Origin of the sequence: Kineosphaera limosa NBRC 100340 (genome assembly GCF_000298215.1) — a bacterium.
Classification (GTDB): domain Bacteria; phylum Actinomycetota; class Actinomycetes; order Actinomycetales; family Dermatophilaceae; genus Kineosphaera; species Kineosphaera limosa.
In genome coordinates this window covers 22,481-38,270 of the sequence record NZ_BAHD01000011.1, presented here as the reverse complement: position 1 = coordinate 38,270, position 15,790 = coordinate 22,481, and the positions used below count along the sequence as shown (strand labels likewise).

16 protein-coding genes are annotated in these 15,790 nt (G+C 71.5%); 7 read left to right on the top strand and 9 right to left on the bottom strand.

What is annotated here, in order from left to right; all coding sequences use genetic code 11:
- The first annotated feature begins 22 nt into the window (after positions 1-22).
- Complete coding sequence (locus tag KILIM_RS03765; RefSeq protein WP_157551432.1) at positions 23-520, top strand: hypothetical protein; 498 nt, start codon at positions 23-25, stop codon at positions 518-520.
- Positions 521-528: 8 nt separating this feature from the next.
- On the opposite strand, the gene KILIM_RS03760 is transcribed toward KILIM_RS03765, so the two are convergent.
- From KILIM_RS03760 to KILIM_RS03745, 4 genes are all read right to left on the bottom strand, one after another.
- Positions 529-1,947 (bottom strand): aspartate aminotransferase family protein, encoded by a 1,419-nt coding sequence (locus KILIM_RS03760; RefSeq protein WP_006591294.1) that lies wholly within the window; start codon positions 1,945-1,947, stop codon positions 529-531.
- Entirely contained in the window at positions 1,947-2,471 is a 525-nt protein-coding gene (locus KILIM_RS03755) for an Lrp/AsnC family transcriptional regulator (protein ID WP_006591293.1), read from the bottom strand. The genes KILIM_RS03760 and KILIM_RS03755 overlap by 1 nt, the downstream gene beginning before the upstream one ends.
- Positions 2,472-2,595: 124 nt before the next feature.
- The gene (locus KILIM_RS03750) at positions 2,596-2,811 is read right to left on the bottom strand and encodes a hypothetical protein (RefSeq protein ID WP_006591292.1); all 216 of its coding nucleotides are present in this window, start codon (positions 2,809-2,811) and stop codon (positions 2,596-2,598) included.
- Positions 2,808-3,866 (bottom strand): EamA family transporter, encoded by a 1,059-nt coding sequence (locus KILIM_RS03745; RefSeq protein WP_083875885.1) that lies wholly within the window; start codon positions 3,864-3,866, stop codon positions 2,808-2,810. Before KILIM_RS03745 ends, KILIM_RS03750 begins: the two co-directional genes overlap by 4 nt.
- Before the next feature lie 69 nt (positions 3,867-3,935).
- Between KILIM_RS03745 and KILIM_RS03740 the strand changes: the two genes are divergently transcribed.
- Positions 3,936-4,799: a LysR family transcriptional regulator gene (locus KILIM_RS03740; protein ID WP_006591290.1), complete on the top strand. Its 864-nt coding sequence runs from the start codon at positions 3,936-3,938 to the stop codon at positions 4,797-4,799.
- Positions 4,800-4,804: 5 nt separating this feature from the next.
- On the opposite strand, the gene KILIM_RS03735 is transcribed toward KILIM_RS03740, so the two are convergent.
- A complete protein-coding gene (locus KILIM_RS03735) occupies positions 4,805-5,893 on the bottom strand; it encodes a DNA polymerase domain-containing protein (RefSeq protein ID WP_006591289.1) in 1,089 nt (362 codons plus the stop codon).
- 54 nt (positions 5,894-5,947) lie between these two features.
- Between KILIM_RS03735 and msrB the strand changes: the two genes are divergently transcribed.
- The gene (gene msrB, locus KILIM_RS03730) at positions 5,948-6,388 is read left to right on the top strand and encodes a peptide-methionine (R)-S-oxide reductase MsrB (protein WP_006591288.1); all 441 of its coding nucleotides are present in this window, start codon (positions 5,948-5,950) and stop codon (positions 6,386-6,388) included.
- 89 nt (positions 6,389-6,477) lie between these two features.
- On the opposite strand, the gene KILIM_RS03725 is transcribed toward msrB, so the two are convergent.
- The 3 genes from KILIM_RS03725 to yczR all read right to left on the bottom strand — a co-directional run bounded on the left by KILIM_RS03725 (position 6,478) and on the right by yczR (position 10,504).
- Positions 6,478-8,163, bottom strand: coding sequence for a PHA/PHB synthase family protein (locus tag KILIM_RS03725; RefSeq protein ID WP_006591287.1), 1,686 nt, complete (start codon positions 8,161-8,163; stop codon positions 6,478-6,480).
- Positions 8,164-8,244: 81 nt separating this feature from the next.
- On the bottom strand, positions 8,245-9,006 hold the full coding sequence (gene hemQ / locus KILIM_RS03720; RefSeq protein ID WP_006591286.1) for a hydrogen peroxide-dependent heme synthase: 762 nt from the start codon (positions 9,004-9,006) through the stop codon (positions 8,245-8,247).
- A 16-nt stretch (positions 9,007-9,022) separates the two neighbouring features.
- Complete coding sequence (gene yczR / locus KILIM_RS03715) at positions 9,023-10,504, bottom strand: MocR-like transcription factor YczR (RefSeq protein ID WP_006591285.1); 1,482 nt, start codon at positions 10,502-10,504, stop codon at positions 9,023-9,025.
- Between the two features lie 56 nt (positions 10,505-10,560).
- Between yczR and yczE the strand changes: the two genes are divergently transcribed.
- Both yczE and KILIM_RS22035 read left to right on the top strand, forming a co-directional pair.
- Positions 10,561-11,361, top strand: a complete 801-nt coding sequence (yczE, locus tag KILIM_RS03710) for a membrane protein YczE (RefSeq protein WP_006591284.1) — start codon at positions 10,561-10,563, stop codon at positions 11,359-11,361.
- A gap of 174 nt (positions 11,362-11,535) precedes the next feature.
- Positions 11,536-12,633 (top strand): DUF4349 domain-containing protein, encoded by a 1,098-nt coding sequence (locus KILIM_RS22035; RefSeq protein ID WP_006591283.1) that lies wholly within the window; start codon positions 11,536-11,538, stop codon positions 12,631-12,633.
- Positions 12,634-12,642: 9 nt separating this feature from the next.
- On the opposite strand, the gene hemE is transcribed toward KILIM_RS22035, so the two are convergent.
- On the bottom strand, positions 12,643-13,710 hold the full coding sequence (hemE, locus tag KILIM_RS03700) for a uroporphyrinogen decarboxylase (protein WP_006591282.1): 1,068 nt from the start codon (positions 13,708-13,710) through the stop codon (positions 12,643-12,645).
- 71 nt (positions 13,711-13,781) lie between these two features.
- Here hemE and KILIM_RS03695 point away from each other — a divergent pair, with 71 nt between their 5' ends.
- Both KILIM_RS03695 and KILIM_RS03690 read left to right on the top strand, forming a co-directional pair.
- A complete protein-coding gene (locus tag KILIM_RS03695; protein WP_006591281.1) occupies positions 13,782-14,360 on the top strand; it encodes a DUF3000 domain-containing protein in 579 nt (192 codons plus the stop codon).
- 115 nt (positions 14,361-14,475) lie between these two features.
- A complete protein-coding gene (locus KILIM_RS03690) occupies positions 14,476-15,780 on the top strand; it encodes an HRDC domain-containing protein (protein ID WP_006591280.1) in 1,305 nt (434 codons plus the stop codon).
- Positions 15,781-15,790 lie beyond the last annotated feature (10 nt).

The window sequence follows — 15,790 nt, the reverse complement described above, 5'->3', positions numbered from 1 at the left end:
GCCAGTAGAGATCCCTCTCGTCGTGATCGGGGTCGACCTTGAGGACCACGCCACGGCCGCACGGCTGGGCCAAGTCCTCGACGACCTGCTCTGGTCGCAAGCCGGTGGCTCGGTGATCGCAACCGCGTTTACCGAGTCCGATCCCGTCCATGCAGCGCTGTCTGCCACCCGCCGCATCCACAGCTTCGAGCCGAGCGCACGCGTCGTACGCGTCCATCCCGACCTCGTCACTATTCCGGCGATCGCCGCACGGGTCGGCGTGTCCCGCCAAGCCGTGCAGCAGTGGGTCGCTGGAGGCGGATCACGCCTATTTCCTGCGCCCTACGCGTCCCTGGAGCCGGAGGTCAAACCGATCAAGGTGTGGCGCTGGGCCGATGTCACGCCGTGGCTCTGGGAGGTCAAGGGCCTGGCGTTTGAGGCACTCCCCACGCCACCGCAGGTGGCTCGAATCGACGCCGAACTGTGCCGCCTCGCCGACGACATGGAGGCGGAACCAGGCGCCCGCATCGTCTCCATGTGACGTGCTCCCTACAGCAGCGCCTGGGCGCGGGTGAGGACGTCGCGCAGGACGGACTCCATCTCGTCGAACTCGGCGGGGCCACAGATGAGGGGCGGGGCGAGCTGGACGACGGGGTCGCCGCGGTCGTCGGCTCGGCAGTAGAGGCCGGCGTCGAAGAGCGCCCCGGAGAGGAAGCCGCGCAGGATCCGCTCCGATTCGGCCTCGTTGAACGTCTCGCGGGTGGCCTTGTCCTTGACGAGCTCGATGCCGTAGAAGAAGCCCTCGCCGCGCACGTCGCCGACGATGTCCAGGTCGCGCAAGCGCTCCAGCGTGGCGCGGAAGACCGGGGCCTGCTCCTGCACGTGCGCCAGCAGCCCCTCGCGCTCGAAGATGTCGAGGTTGGCCATGGCCACGGCCGCGGAGACGGGGTGCCCGCCGAACGTGTAGCCGTGCGCGAACGCGTTGTGCCCGTGCCGGAACGGCTCGAACAGGCGGTCGCTGGCGATCATCGCGCCGATCGGTGAGTAGCCGCTCGTCATGCCTTTGGCGCACGTGATGATGTCCGGCACGTACCCGAAGTCGTCGCACGCGAACATCGACCCGATCCGCCCGAACGCGCAGATCACCTCGTCGGAGACGAGCAACACGTCGTACTCGTCACAGATCTCCCGCACCCGCTCGAAATACCCCGGCGGCGGAGGAAAGCACCCGCCGGCGTTCTGCACCGGCTCCAAGAAGACCGCGGCGACCGTATCCGGGCCCTCGAACTCGATGGCCTCGGCGATGCGATCGGCCGCCCATCGCCCGAACGCCTTCTCGTCCTCGCGCAGGTACTCCGGGGCGCGGTAGAGGTTGGTGTTCGGCACCTTGTGGGCGCCTGGCACGAGCGGCTCGAACATCTCCTTCAGCGGCGGGATGCCGGTGATCGACAACGCGCCCTGCGGGGTGCCGTGATAGGCGATCGCGCGGCTGATGACCTTGTGCTTGCCCGGCTTGCCGGTCAGCTTGAAGTACTGCTTGGCCAGCTTCCAGGCCGACTCCACGGCCTCGCCGCCGCCGGTCGTGAAGAACACCCGGTTGAGATCGCCGGGCGCCGACGCCGCGAGCCGCTCCGCCAACTCGATGGCCTGCGGGTGGGCGTACGACCAGATGGGAAAGTAGGCGAGCTCTTGGGCCTGACGAGCCGCCGCCTCCGCCAGCTCGCGGCGCCCGTGCCCGACCTGAACGACGAACAAGCCCGCGAGGCCGTCGAGGTAGCGCTTGCCCGCGTCGTCCCAGAGGTAGGCCCCGTCGCCGCGGACGATGACCGGCACCTGCGCGCCCGCTCCCCCGCGCTCGACCGGCTCCAGCGGCCCCTGCCGCGTGAAGTGCATCCACAGGTGGTCGCGCGCGGCCTGGGTCAAGGGCGTGCCAGAGCGGGTGGCGGAGGTGGTTTCGGTGGTCGTCATCAGCGGGTGCCCCAGTCGTAGTGCTGTTTGTTGAGTTTGAGGTAGACGAAGGTCTCGGTCTGCGCCACGCCGGGCAGCGCGCGGATGCGGCGGCTGAGCAGGTCGAGCAGATGGTCGTCGTCCTCGCAGACGACCTCGGCGAGGATGTCGAAGCTGCCGGCCGTCGTGACGACGTACGCGACGTCGCTCATCGCGACGAGCGCCTCAGCGACGGGCGTCAGGTCGCCGCTGACGCGGATGCCGATCATCGCCTGGCGGCGAAAGCCCACCTGCAGCGGATCGGTCACGGCCACGATCTGCATCGCCCCGGCCTCCAGCAGCCGCTGCACCCGCTGGCGCACGGCCGCCTCCGACAGGCCCACCTCGCGGGCGATCGCCGCGTACGAGGCGCGGCCGTCACGCTGCAGGGTCTCGATGATGGCCCGGCTCACGTCGTCGAATCCGGAGACGGAGGCGACGGCCTCCGGGCGGCTCGACGGCGACGGTGCCGCGGTCGGCGGGGATCCCTGGGAGGCCTTCGGCATACCCCGATCCTGCCTCGCAGGGATCGCCCGCGCAACCCGTTCGCAACGGAAACACGCGTTATCACCCGACTCAGACACCACAATCGTAAGTTCGAGCGACTTTGAGACTGCGGAAACCAGTGACTCAGCGAACGCTGCGGGCTCGGTCGATGCGCTGCCAGCGCGCCTCCTGCAAGCCCCAGAAAATCCGCACGCCCGCGGCCGCGTTCCACCACCAGTCGCGATAGCCCCAGCGTGTCAGGGGGAGGCGCTCGCGGGCGGGCATCGCGTCACGGCCGAGCAGCGCGAACGTCACCACCCAGAATCCGACCATCAGGCCCAGCCACAGCAGACCGCTCATCGACCTTCCTCCATTCGTGTCATTGTCTCGTCGCCGCGGCCGGTCGGCTCGTCGGCGGTCAAGCAGCCCGGCAGATCGGCCGGACGCAAGTTGGCGGAACGGGCGCCGACCCCGAGAGCGACCGCGTTGGCCGTCACGACGATGAGGATGCCGATCCACTCGTGCACCGCCAGCCACTGGCCGAGCAGAACGAGTCCGGCAAAGGCGGCCAACACCGGGTGCACGCTCATGAAGAGGCCGAACGCCGCCGGCGTGACGTGCCGCAGGGCGAACAGGTCGAGGGCGTACGGCACGGTCGAGGAGAACAACCCTGCGGCCACGGCGAACAGCAACGCTGTCGTCGTCATCCGGCCGTCGGCGATGATCGCCACGAGGATCGGCAGACACGCCAGGGACGAGATCGTCGAGGCCACCGCCGGGCCTTGCGCGCCGGGGAGCCGCGCGCCGACTACCTTGTTGAGCAGGATGTAACCGGCCCAGCAGAGCGCCGCGAACAGGCCGCAGGCGATGCCGACGAGGTCGGTGCTCGGGCCCGGGAGCACCAGCACGTAGACCCCGATGCTCGCCAGCACGGCTGCTGCGAGGTCGATCCGGCGGCGGGAGCCAAGCAGGGCGACGGCGAGGGGGCCGAGGAACTCCAACGTCACCGCGAGGCCGAGGCCGACGCGCGAGATCGCCGTGTACAGCCCGAGGTTCATGCCGACGAAGACGGCGGCCAGGGCCAAGGCGGGCCACCATTGGGCCCAGGTCATCGACCGCCAGCGGGGGCGAGCCGTCGGCACGAGCGCGACGGCCGCGACGATCTGACGAACCGCAACGACCCCGGCCGGGCCGATGGCGTCGAAAGCGTGCGCCCCAAGCGCCGCGCCGGTCTGATTGCTCGCGGCAGCGGTGAACATCGCCGCGTAGCCGCGCCGCGTGGCCTTGGCGTTGGTCCGTGTGCCGGCAGCTGCGCCGGCCGCTCCTGCCTGCGCAATGGCGGAGGCGGTGGTGTCGGTGGGGGTCGCGGCTCCGGCGCCGCGCGGGGCGAGGTTGATGCTGCTGCCGTTGCTCATGCCACGAGTGTCGGGGGGACGGTTGCCATACAAGAAATGCAATTCATGCCTCTCCTATACGCTTTTCGTATGGAAGTGCGGCAGCTACGGGCCTTCGTGACCGTCGTCGACGAGGGCACCTTCACCGACGCAGCGATTGCGCTGCGCACCTCGCAGGCGACGGTCTCGCGCACGGTCGGCGCGCTGGAGAGCGAGCTCGGCGTGCGGCTCGTGCGCCGCACCGGCCGTGGAGTCGCGCTGACCCCCGAGGGCCGCCGCGCCCTCTCCCATGCGCGCCGGGTGCTCACCGAGTGCGAGCGGCTCGTCGCCGACGTGGCGCAGGCCGAGTCGCAGCTGCGGATCGGGTTCGCCTGGGCCGGGTTGGGGCGACACAACACCGGCATGCTGCAGCGCCGCTGGACGCAGGCCTATCCCGGGTCGTCGCTGGTCTTCGTGCACGCGAGCACCCCTACGGCCGGGCTATCGGAGGGCCTGGCCGATGTCGCGGTCACCCGCCGCGAACCTCGGGACCAACGGATGGGACGGGCGGTCATCGGAGTCGAGGCTCGGTACGCCGCCTTCAGCCGCGACGACCCGCTGAGCCGACGCCGCACCGTCCGTCTGGCCGACTTCGCGGGCCGCGTCGTCGGCATCGACCTGAAGACGGGTACGACGACCGTCGACCTCTTCCCCGCCGACACGGCCCCCGCCGGCGCTCGCGAGGTGCACGGCATCGAGGAGTGGCTCGCGCTCATCGAATCCGGCGAGGCCTGCGGCATGACCACCGAGGCGACCGCCCGGCAACACACCCGCCCCAGCGTGGCCTACCGGCGCGTCGTCGACGCCCCCTCGGTCCCGGTCTGGCTCGTATGGTGGCGCGACGACCCTCCGGCCAGGGTTCGTGAGTTGGTGGCCATGGCCACCGCCCTCTACGCCGAGACCGACGCGGACTAAGCGGACTAAGCGGGGGGCTTGGGGGTGACGCCGTCGGCTTCCCAGTTGTCGGCGTTCTTGCGGCTGGGTTGTACGCGCGGGGGCTCGCCGGGCATCTTCGGATAGTCCGGAGGGAAGTTCAGTTCGCCACCGGGCAGGGTTTCCCACAGCTCCAGCAGCGGGTCGAGGCTGAACGCCTGGTCGTCGATGCCGGCCCAGGGGTCGCCGTCGGCCAAGCGCTCCGGCACCGTGAACAGGGTGAACTCGCGAGGGTCCGCCAGGTCGGCAAGTTCGGCCCAGGTCAACGGCGTGGAGACGGGCGCTCCGGGCAGCGGGCGCAGCGAGTAGGCGGAGGCGATGGTGCGGTCGCGGTTGTTCTGGTTGTAGTCGACGAAGACGCGCTCACCCCGCTCCTCCTTCCACCATTCGACGGTGGTGCCAGCGTCGCGGCGGGCCAACTCGCGACCCAATCCGATCGCGGCGTGCCGCACGTCGGTGAACTCCCAGCGCGGTTCGATCCGCACGTAGATGTGCACCCCGCGGTTGCCCGACGTCTTCGGGTAACCGACGAGCCCCAGTTCGGCCAACAATTCCCGCGCCACGGCGGCCACCCGGCGCACGTCGGCGAAGGTGGTCCCCGGCTGCGGGTCCAGGTCGATGCGCAGCTCGTCGGGACGGTCGACATCAGCGCGCCGCACCGGCCACGGGTGAAAGGTCAGCGTGCCCATCTGCGCGCACCACACCGGCACGGCGATCTCGGTGGGGCACACCTCGTCGGCGGTGCGACCCGAGGGAAAGGTGATCTGCACCGTCTCCAGGTAGTCGGGCGCGCCCTTGGGCACCCGCTTCTGGTAGAACGCGTCGGCGCTGCGGTCCCCCGGCCCGGTCGCCAGTCGCATCCCCGGCCGCACCCCCGACGGCCAGCGCTCCATCGCCGTCGGCCGCCCCCGCAAAGCCCGCATCAACCCGTCGCCGACGTCGGCGAAGAACTGGGCGACCATGAGCTTGGTGACCTCTGGAGTCCGATCGGTCGCCTCGTAGATCACCCGCTCCGGACTGGAGATGCGCACGGAGCGACCCCCCGCATCGACGAACGCTTCGGAGCTCTTGGCCATGAGGCAAAGCTAACCGGCGGGAACCACGAGAGCAGCCGCGGTGTTGCACTGCACATGGCCACCGACGACACCACCCCCACCTACCCCGTCCAGCGCACCGAGGAGCAGTGGCGCGAGCTGCTCTCCCCCGCCGAGTACCAGGTGCTGCGGCAGGCCGGCACCGAGCGCCCCTTCGTCGGCGAATACACCGACACCACCGACGAGGGCGTCTACAGTTGCCGGGCGTGCGGCGCCGAGCTGTTCCGCAGCGAGCACAAGTTCTCCAGCCACTGCGGCTGGCCCTCGTTCTACACCCCATTGGCACAGAACACTGTGGAATATATCGAGGACACCACCCTGGGCATGCGCCGCGTCGAGGTGCGCTGTGCCAGCTGCGGCTCCCACCTCGGGCACGTCTTCGAGGGCGAGGGCTACCCCACCCCCACCGACCAGCGCTACTGCATCAACTCCATCTCCATGCGCTTCGCGCCCGCCCCGGAGACCGATCGGGGCTGAGCCCAACACGTCGCCTCCGCAGGCGGCAGCAACGCAGAACGCCGACGGCACGGAGCCGTCGGCGTTCTGCTGTTATCCGCTGCGCGAGGTCAGGCGGCGTCCACGTCGTCGCGCACGTACCGGCCGGGAGCCGGGACGAGCTGGCTGCCGCCCTTGCCGCCGACGGTCTTCGGCGCGTTGATGAGGGCGCCGCTGCGCTCGTTGGACCAGCGCACCCACTCGGTCCACCACGATCCGCTCTGCTTGGTGGCTCCGGCCTGCCAGTCGGCCGCCGCCACCTGACCGGCCTTGGAGCCGGTGAAGTAGCTGGCCTTGGGGTTGGCCGGCGGGTTGACGAGGCTGGCGATATGCCCGGCGTTGCTCAGCACGTAGGTGACGTCGTCGCTGCCGACCAGCTCGGTCGTGCGGTAGGTGCCCTGCCACGGAGTGAGGTGATCGGTCACGGCACCCTGCACGAACACCGGAACGGTGATGTTCTTGGCGTCGAACGGGGCGTCGAGGTAGCTCGCCGCGTCCTTGTGCGCCATGGGGCTGTGCGCGAACAGGTCGAGGAACTGGGCGTGCAGCCCGGCCGGCAGACGCGTGCCGTCGGCATTCCAGGCCAGGATGTCGAACGCCGGGGGCTCCTTGCCCATGAGGTAGTTGTTGACCCAGTAGTTCCACACCAGGTCGTCGGGGCGCAGCCACGTGAACGCGCCCCCCATCTCGTGAGCCGCGAAGATGCCCTTGCGGGCCGACGCCTTGCGGGCCATGTCGAGCACGGCCTCGTTGGCGAAGGCGTTCATCGGGTAGCGACCGCGCCAGTCCATGAGCATCACGGCGAACGAGGCGGCGCCGATGTCGTCGCGCCCCTCGACGGCCAACTTGTTGAGGGCGGCGGACTCGATGAGGCCACCGGCGCAGAAGCCGATGACGTTCACCTTCTCCTGCCCGGTGATCTCCTTGATCTGTTCGACGGCCTCGATGACCCGCGCGGCATAGGTGTCGAAGTTCCACGCCGCGTGCTGCTTCTCGGGGTTGCGCCAGCTGAGCATGAACATCTGCAGGCCCTCGCTGACCGCGTACTCCACGAAGCTGCGGCCCGGCGCCAGGTCGAGGAAGTAGTAGCGGCCGATCGGCGGGGGGATGACCAGCGTCGGCACTGCGCGCACCTTCGCCGTGACCGGCGTGTACTGGATGAGTTCGGCCACCTCGTCGCGGGTGACGACCGCCCCGGGGGTGACAGCCAGGTCCTCACCGACCGTGAAGGCGTTCTTGGGCACCATCGACGGCATGCGGTTGTTGTGAATCATGTCGTCGACAAAGTTCGCCGCGCCCTGCACGACGCTCTTGCCGCCGGTCTCGAACGCGCGCTTCATCGCCGCCGGGTTGCCCCAGAAGTAGTTGGTCGGCGACAACGCGCTGGTCAGGATCCCTTGGGCGAACTTCACGCCCTCCGCGTACTTGAAGCCGGAGTCCTCGAGCCGCTGACCGACGCGCTTGTTCATCGCAACCCACGCGAGGTAGGACTGGGCCCACGTGCGGTAGACCGGGTTCTCCTTCCACGTCGGGTCGGCGAACCGGGCGTCCTTGGGGTGCGGCTCGTGGCCGCTGCCGCCCACCTGGATGCGCAGCAGGTCGGCCCACAGGCTCATGACCTCACTGCCAGCGCCGGGAACCTGAGAGGCGAGGGCGTTGGTGTCCGCGAGGCCGCGGCTCACGGACTCCTGGTCGGGGAAGAGGGCCTGGACCTTCTGGGCTAGGGTCCGCTCGATGTCAGGGTCGGGCTGGTTCATCTTCATTCCTTGGTGCGCGAAAGCGGATGGATTCGGGTGCTGGGTTTGACCGTGACAATACCCGGGTAGCGCGCCGCCGTCTCAGGGCAACTCGCGCACGGCGTCGACCAACTCGACCCGCGGCCCGGTGTAGAACGGCACCTCCTCGCGCACGTGCAGCCGGGCACGGCTGGCCCGCAGCTCCCGCATGAGGTCGACGATCCGGTGCAGCTCGTCGGCCTCGAAGGCCAGCACCCACTCGTAATCGTTGAGGGCGAAGCTCGCGATGGTGTTCGCGCGCACGTCCGGATAGTCGCGCGCCATCTGCCCGTGTTCGCGCAGCATGTCCCTCCGCTCGGCGTCGTCGATGACGTACCAGTCGTAGGAGCGCACGAACGGGTACACGCACACGTAGTCGCGGGCCTGCTCGCCGGCCAGAAACGCCGGCAGGTGGCTCTTGTTGAACTCCGCCGGACGGTGCAGCGCCGCCACCGACCACACCGGCTGCAGGTAGCCGCCCAGCTCGGTGCGCCGTAGGCCGCGGTAGGCGGCCTGGGCCACTTCGATCGTCGGGGCGTGCCACCAGAACATGAGGTCGGCTTCGGCGCGCAGCCCCGCGACGTCGTAGAGGCCGCGCACCACGAGATCCTGTTCGCCCAGGTCGGCGAAGAGCGCCTCGACCTCCGTGGCCATCCGATCGCGCGACTCCTCGTCGCGCGGCAGCGGCCGACTCACCGCGAAGACCGACCACATGGCGTACCGGATCGTGGCGTTCAGTTCTTTGATGCGGCGGGCGTTGGGGTTGCTGGGGCTGTCGGTGGCTACATCGGGCTGGGTCGCGTCGGGCTGGGTGGCATCGGTCATGGGGCCATTGTCGAACTCAGGCCACCACGGCCGGAGGCGGGGTGCTCGCCCACCGCCCGCGCACCGGCTCGTGCTCGCCCAAGCCGGAGTACACGTCGGCGATGACCCGTACCGCCTGGCGCAACTGCTGCTCGCGCAGCGCGAACGGCAACCGCAGGTACCGCTCGAGCCCCACGCCGTCGACGGCGAAGGCGGCCCCCGGCACGAGCAGCGTGCCGCGGGTGCGGGCGGCCGCGACCAACGCGCTCGAGGAGTTGCCGGGCATCTTGCACCACAACGCCAAACCGCCCTGCGGGGGCACGAACGACCAGCCCGGCAGGTGCGCGCGCACTGCGTCGACAAGGGCGGCGTAGCGGCGTCGGTGCGCCACCTGCTCCCCGGGGAGTGCGTACACGCCGTCGGCGAACATGCCGGCCACCACGAGTTGCTCGAGCACCGGCACCCCGACATCCAGCCCGAGGCGCGCGGCGGCCAGGGTGGCGATGTCGGCGCGCGGCGCACGGATCCAGCCGATGCGCAGGCCACCCCAGTGGCTCTTGCTGACGCTGCCGACGGTGATGGCATCGCGCGCGTGCAGCCCGAAGGGGGCCGGCATCGGGATGCTCGCGTCGAGGGCGGTCTCCACCAGCGTCTCGTCGACGACCGCCCGCACCCCACGCTCCCGCAGCACCCGCGCCAGAGCCGCCCGTTGGGCGTCGCCCAGCAGGAGCCCGGTCGGGTTGTGGAAGTCCGGCAGCAGCAGCGCCAGACCGGGGCGGGTCTGGTCGATGAGGGTCGCGGCGGCGGGCGCCAGGTCAGCCGGGCCGCCGTCGCTGCTGCGACCGACGGGCAGCCCGACGAGCCGGCCGCCGGCGTGCCGCATGGCCGAGATGGCCCCCGGATAGGTCGGGTTCTCCAGCAGCACCCGGTCGCCCGGGCCGACGAAGGCGCGAGCCACGGTCGCCAGCGCCGGCAGGCCGCCGGTGGTGACGATGATCTGATCGGCCAGGGTCGACAGGCCCCGCTGCGTGAACCGGCGCGCGATCGCCTCGCGCAGCACCGGCAGCCCCAGCGGGTGGTACCCGGAGTCGGTGAGATGAGCGGGCAGCCGCTCGAGGGCGGCGGCGAACCACGGCAGCAGCTCGGCCTGCCCGGCCGGCGCGGCGCAGGTGAGGTCGAGTGCGTCGGGAGCGGCGTCGATGGCGGCGCTGCCCAGCGGGCCGATCGGCCCGCTGTGGGGGCGGGTGCCGGCGTTGGCCACGACGCTGCCGGAGCCGCGCACCGAGGCCAGGTGCCCCTGCTCCCGCAACTGCTCGTAGGCGCGGGTCACCGTGGTGCGGCTGACCCCCAGGGCCACGGTGAAGTCCCGTTCGCTGGGCATCCTCGTGCCGACCAGCAGGCGCCCGTCGCCGACGAGTTCGGCCAGCGCGGTCGCCAGGGCCGCGTAACGGGGGCCGGCGGCGGGCAGCGGCGGCAGGATCTCGACGAGCCTGCGCGCGGTGATCTTCGGAGCCGACATGCAGACCACTATTACGCAATTGGCTATCGATTGGCACGTCGAGTCGCCACATCCTGGTGCACATGACGACCTCATCTCGTGGCGCTCGCGGCGACTCCGACTCCCGCCGTCGGACCCGGGCCGCCGCCCGCGCCGGCCGACCCGCGCTGTTGCCGCTGAGCCCGCTCGCGCAGCTGCGGGCCGGGCGGATGCCGCGGCGACTGCTGCAACTGTTCGTGGGCCTGAGCCTGTACGGGGTCTCGATGGCCATGCTGCTGCGCAGCACCCTGGGGCTGGACCCCTGGGACGTCTTTCACGACGGCCTGACCGGGCACGTGTCCCTGAGCTTCGGGCAGGTCGTCATCGTCGCCAGCTTCGCGGTGCTGTTGCTGTGGATTCCGTTGCGGCAGTGGCCGGGCCTGGGCACCGTGGCCAACGCCGTCTGGATCGGCGTCGTGACCGACCTGACCCTCTCGGTGCTCGTGGCTCCCGAGAACCTGACGGCGCGCGGCGCGCTGCTCGGCGCGGGCGTCGTGCTCAACGGCCTGGCCGGAGCGCTCTACATCGGCGCGCAGCTCGGCCCCGGCCCGCGCGACGGCCTCATGACCGGGCTGCACCGACGCACCGGCATCAGCCTGCGGGTCGTGCGCACCGCCCTGGAGTTGACCGTGCTCGCCTTCGGCTGGCTGCTCGGCGGCGTCGTCGGCCTGGGCACCGTGCTCTACGCCCTGTCGATCGGCCCGCTCGTGCAGTTCTTCCTGCCGTTGGTCACCGTGCGCCTCGAGCTACCCCCGACGGCGAGAGGGACGGAGAGCGAGAGGGCGACCCCAGTGCTGCGTGCGGCCCCCGTTGCGCGAGAGGCCGAGCGCTGCCGCTGAGGCGCGCGCGACGCCCCGGAACCCGGTCACCGCAGATCGTGACCGCGTCGTGACATCGGCCGGCAACCCCGCAGCACCCTCGACCCCTTGGAAGCAGTGACCGGGCCCGCGCAGGGGCGGGCCCGGCCGCCGGGCGCGGCCTGCGCGGAACGGCAAGAGCTCAAGGAGCGGGCGATGACCAGAGACGATGCGCGTGACCACTGGTGTGACCACTGGCGTGACAGCTGGCGCGACCGAACGCGCTGGCCGGCGGGTACCTGGGGGCGGGCGGCGGTCGGCGTGGCCCTGTGCGTCGCGCTCAGCGGCTGCGGGACCGGAACGTCGGCCGAATCCGCGCCCGCGGGCGCCGCGGTGGCAGACATGGCCCAGGCCCAGTCCGCGCAGGGGGACACGGCAGACGCCGACCGGGCGGCGGCCGGCAACGCCGAGGCCGAAGCCGCCGGCGCGGCCGACCCGGCCGCCGCAACCGACCGCAAGATCGCGCGAACGGCAACGATGACGGTCACCGTGGAGAACCTCGATGCGGCCGGGCAGGCGGTGCGGGCCGCCGCCACCGCCGTCGGCGGGGAGGTAACCGACGAGCGGTGGGACCTGCGCGCCGGGGAGGCCGGGCAGGGCGCCCTGACGCTGTCCGTGCCGGCGGCCGGGCTCCAGGCCACGCTCACCCGCCTCGAGGGGCTCGGCACGGTGACCACGCGCGAGGCGAACGCCACCGATGTCACCGGCACCTACGTCGACACTCAGGGCCGGTTGACCACGATGCGGGCCAGCATCGCCCGCGTGCGCGCCCTCATGGACGACGCGACCTCCGTGCGTGACGTCATCGAGTTGGAGAAGGCGCTCGCCTCGAGGGAGGCCGAGTTGGAGGCGCTCGAGCGGCGGATGGCGGCCCTGACCGGGTCGGTGGAGAACGCGACGATCACCCTCACGCTGCTCGGTCCCAAGGCCCCGGCCGCGACCGGCGGAGGCAACGGCTTCACCGATGGGTTGCAACGCGGCCTCAACGCGCTCATCACCTCGGCGGCCGTCGCGCTCACCGTCTTCGGGATCCTGCTTCCGTGGCTCGTGCCGCTGGCCCTGCTCGCCGCCGGGGTTGCGTGGATCGTGCGCCGCCGCCGGGCCAAGCGCGCCGACCAGGCCCGAAGCGGCGCCACCGCAGCGACGAGCACTGACGACGCGACCGCTGCCGAAGCGACCGCTGCCGAACGTGCCGATCCGAAGGCCGACGACTCGGCCGACGACTCGGCCGGCGACGCAGTGAAGACGCAGTGAAAGCGCCCGCTACGTCGCCAGGCTCTTGACGAGGTCGACGATGCGGGTCAGCACGTCGGGGTCGGTTTCGGGGGGCACGCCGTGGCCGAGGTTGAAGATGTGCCCCGGCGCGGTGCGGCCCTGCTCGACGATGCGACGCACCTGCGCTTCGACGACCTCCCACGGGGCGAACAGCAGGGCCGGGTCGAGGTTGCCCTGCACGGCGTACCTACCGCCCAGGCGCTGCGCAGCCTCGGCCAGGTCGACGCGGAAGTCGACACCCACGACCTCCGCTCCCGCGTCGCCCATCGCGGCGAGCAGCTCGCCGGTGCCGACGCCGAAGTGGATGCGCGGCACGTCCAGCTCCGCGACGGCGGCCAGCGCCACGCGCGAGTGCGGCTGCACGAACTGCACATAGTCCGCCAACGACAGCGCCCCGGCCCAACTGTCGAAGAGCTGGATGGCGCTGGCGCCGGCGGCGACCTGGATCTGCAGGAAGGCCCCGGAGATCTGCGCGAGCCGAGCGCACAGGTCGTGCCACAGCTGCGGGTCGGCGTGCATGAGCGCCTTGGTGCGCGCGTGCGTCTTGCTCGGCCCGCCCTCCACGAGGTAGGAGGCGAGGGTGAAGGGGGCTCCGGCGAAACCGATGAGCGGCGTCGGGCCCAGTTCGGCGACGAGCAGGCGCACCGACTCCGTGATGTCCGGGACGTGTTCCGGAGTCAGTGCGGGCAGCCGGTCGAGGTCGGCGCGGGTGGCGAACGGCTGGGCGACGACCGGCCCCACGCCCGGCACGATGTCGAGGTCCACACCGACCGCCGCGAGCGGAACGACGATGTCGCTGAAGAAGATCGCCGCGTCGACCCCGTGCCGACGCACCGGCTGCAGCGTGATCTGCGTGACGAGTTCGGGGCGTCGGCACGACTCCAGCATCGCGACGCCCTCGCGGATCGCACGGTACTCCGGCAGGCTGCGACCGGCCTGGCGCATGAACCACACCGGCGGCCGCGACCCGGGTCGGCCGCGGGCCGCGCGCACCAGCAGGCTGTCGCGCGGGTGGGCCGTCGCGGATGCTGTGTCGGCGTCGCTGCGGAGGTCCATCCCGCGATCCTCGCACGCACGTTCGGCGTGTTGCACGGCGGGCGGGGGGCCGGCCGCCTACATTTCCACAGGTGAGCAGCCGCACCGACAGGGCCGCGTCCGCACAGTTCGCGGACGCAACAGACGCCCTGGCACAGGTGCGCCTACGCCCCGAGATCCACCTCGAGGAGATCCCGGCGCCGCAACGCATCGCGCCGCACTCCGTCGCCCTCTCCGCTGAGGTGGTTCGCCCCGGGTCCGAAGACGCCCTGGCCAGTGGGCGATTCGTGGTGCTCTTCGACCCGGCCAGCCCGGAGGCGTGGGAGAGCCCGTGGCGCGTCGTCACCTTCGTGCGCGCCCGGCTGGAGCCCGAGCTCGGCGCCGACCCCCTCCTCGGCGAGGTCGGGTGGTCATGGCTCACCGACGCCATCCACGCCAACGGCGCCGGTTTTCGCGCGCTCGGCGGCACCGTGACTCGGGTCGTCTCCGAGAGCTTCGGGGCGCTGGCCGACCGCGACGGCGAGGTCGAGATCGAGGTGCGTGCCAGTTGGTCACCCACCGAACCCGACCTGGGCGAACACCTGCTGATCTGGAGTGAATTGCTGTGCACCGTCGCCGGACTGCCGCCGCTGCCCCAGGGCGTGACCGCCCTGTCCGGGCACAGCCGCTAGGGCCCGGGGTGAGGCATCCGTGACTCGCGAGCGATCGGCCGGCAGGCCGCCAGGCAAACCCGCTCAGGCCGCGCCACCTGGGTCCGGGGCTTCGGCCGCCCCCACACCACCACCCGTGCCCGCGCAGTTCATCGAACCCACGCCGTCTGTCGAACCCGCACCGTTTGTCGAACCCGCGCCGGCACGGCCGGAGTCGCCGGCAGTTTCGTCCGACCAAGACGCGGACGCCCCGCAGCTGCCGCTCATCTCGATGCCGGCCGACGGGATGCCCGACCTGGTGGTCGACGAGCGTGCGCTCATGCGCGCCGCGGCGGCGCTGGCGGCCGGCACCGGGCCCGTCGGGGTCGACGCCGAACGCGCCTCCGGATACCGCTACGGCCAGCGCGCCTACCTGGTGCAGCTGCGGCGCGACGGCGCGGGCACCTGGCTCATCGACCCCGTGGCCTGCCCCGACCTGCAGCCGATCGCCGACGCCCTGACCGGCGTCGAATGGATCCTGCACGCCGCGACGCAAGACCTGCCGTGCCTGGCCGAGGTCGGCATGCGCCCCCAGCAGCTGTTCGACACCGAGCTCGGCGGTCGCCTGGCGGGCCTACCGCGCGTCGGGCTCTCGGCGGTCCTCGAGCACTATCTCGGCGTGCGTCTGGCCAAGGAGCACTCGGCCGTCGACTGGTCGACTCGCCCGTTGCCCGAGCCGTGGCTGCGCTACGCGGCCCTGGATGTCGAGTTGCTCGCCGAACTGCGCGACGCCGTGGCGGCGGACCTGCGAGAACAGGGCAAGTGGGAGTGGGCTCGGCAGGAGTTCGAGGCGCTGCTCTCCTTCACCGGCCCACCGCCGCGGGTCGACCCGTGGCGGCGCACCTCCGGCATCCACAAAGTTCGCGGTCGCCGCAATGTCGGGATCGTGCGCGACCTGTGGCTCGCGCGCGATCAGATCGCCCGCACCCGCGACATCGCCGCCGGGCGGGTACTGCCCGACGCCGTCCTGCTGCAGTTGGCCCAGGCCACCCCCCGCACCAGCGCCGACCTGCCCAGCATCAGCCGACACAAGGCCGTCGGACGCTATGGCGAGACGTGGCTGAACGCCATCCGCACCGGCCTGGAGCGCCCCGAGGGCGAGCTGCCCCCGGTCACTCTGCCCAGCGACGCTCCCCCGCCGGTGCGCGCTTGGGCCGACCGCAATGCTGCCGCCGCCGCCCGCCACGCGCAGGTGCGAGCCGAGCTGACGGCTTTCGCCGAAGAGAACGCGGTGCCGCTGGAGAACCTCATCACCCCCGACGTACTACGCCGCGTGCTGTGGTCGCCGCCGTCGCCCGAACAGGTCGACGACGAGCTCGCCCGGCGCGGCGCCCGGCCGTGGCAGGTCGACATCGTCGCCCCGCTCACCCGGGCCTCCCTGGCCGAGCACCCCGACCCCTGAGCGGCGCAGC

Coding starts and splice junctions, on each gene's coding strand:
- yczR (WP_006591285.1), bottom strand. CDS start 10,504: ATGTCGGCTCCGAAGATCACCGCGCGCAGGCTCGTCGAGATCCTGCCG.
- msrB (WP_006591288.1), top strand. CDS start 5,948: ATGGCCACCGACGACACCACCCCCACCTACCCCGTCCAGCGCACCGAG.
- KILIM_RS03755 (WP_006591293.1), bottom strand. CDS start 2,471: ATGCCGAAGGCCTCCCAGGGATCCCCGCCGACCGCGGCACCGTCGCCG.
- KILIM_RS03745 (WP_083875885.1), bottom strand. CDS start 3,866: ATGAGCAACGGCAGCAGCATCAACCTCGCCCCGCGCGGCGCCGGAGCC.
- hemE (WP_006591282.1), bottom strand. CDS start 13,710: ATGGACCTCCGCAGCGACGCCGACACAGCATCCGCGACGGCCCACCCG.
- KILIM_RS22035 (WP_006591283.1), top strand. CDS start 11,536: ATGACCAGAGACGATGCGCGTGACCACTGGTGTGACCACTGGCGTGAC.
- KILIM_RS03740 (WP_006591290.1), top strand. CDS start 3,936: ATGGAAGTGCGGCAGCTACGGGCCTTCGTGACCGTCGTCGACGAGGGC.
- hemQ (WP_006591286.1), bottom strand. CDS start 9,006: ATGACCGATGCCACCCAGCCCGACGCGACCCAGCCCGATGTAGCCACC.
- KILIM_RS03760 (WP_006591294.1), bottom strand. CDS start 1,947: ATGACGACCACCGAAACCACCTCCGCCACCCGCTCTGGCACGCCCTTG.
- KILIM_RS03750 (WP_006591292.1), bottom strand. CDS start 2,811: ATGAGCGGTCTGCTGTGGCTGGGCCTGATGGTCGGATTCTGGGTGGTG.
- KILIM_RS03725 (WP_006591287.1), bottom strand. CDS start 8,163: ATGAACCAGCCCGACCCTGACATCGAGCGGACCCTAGCCCAGAAGGTC.
- KILIM_RS03735 (WP_006591289.1), bottom strand. CDS start 5,893: ATGGCCAAGAGCTCCGAAGCGTTCGTCGATGCGGGGGGTCGCTCCGTG.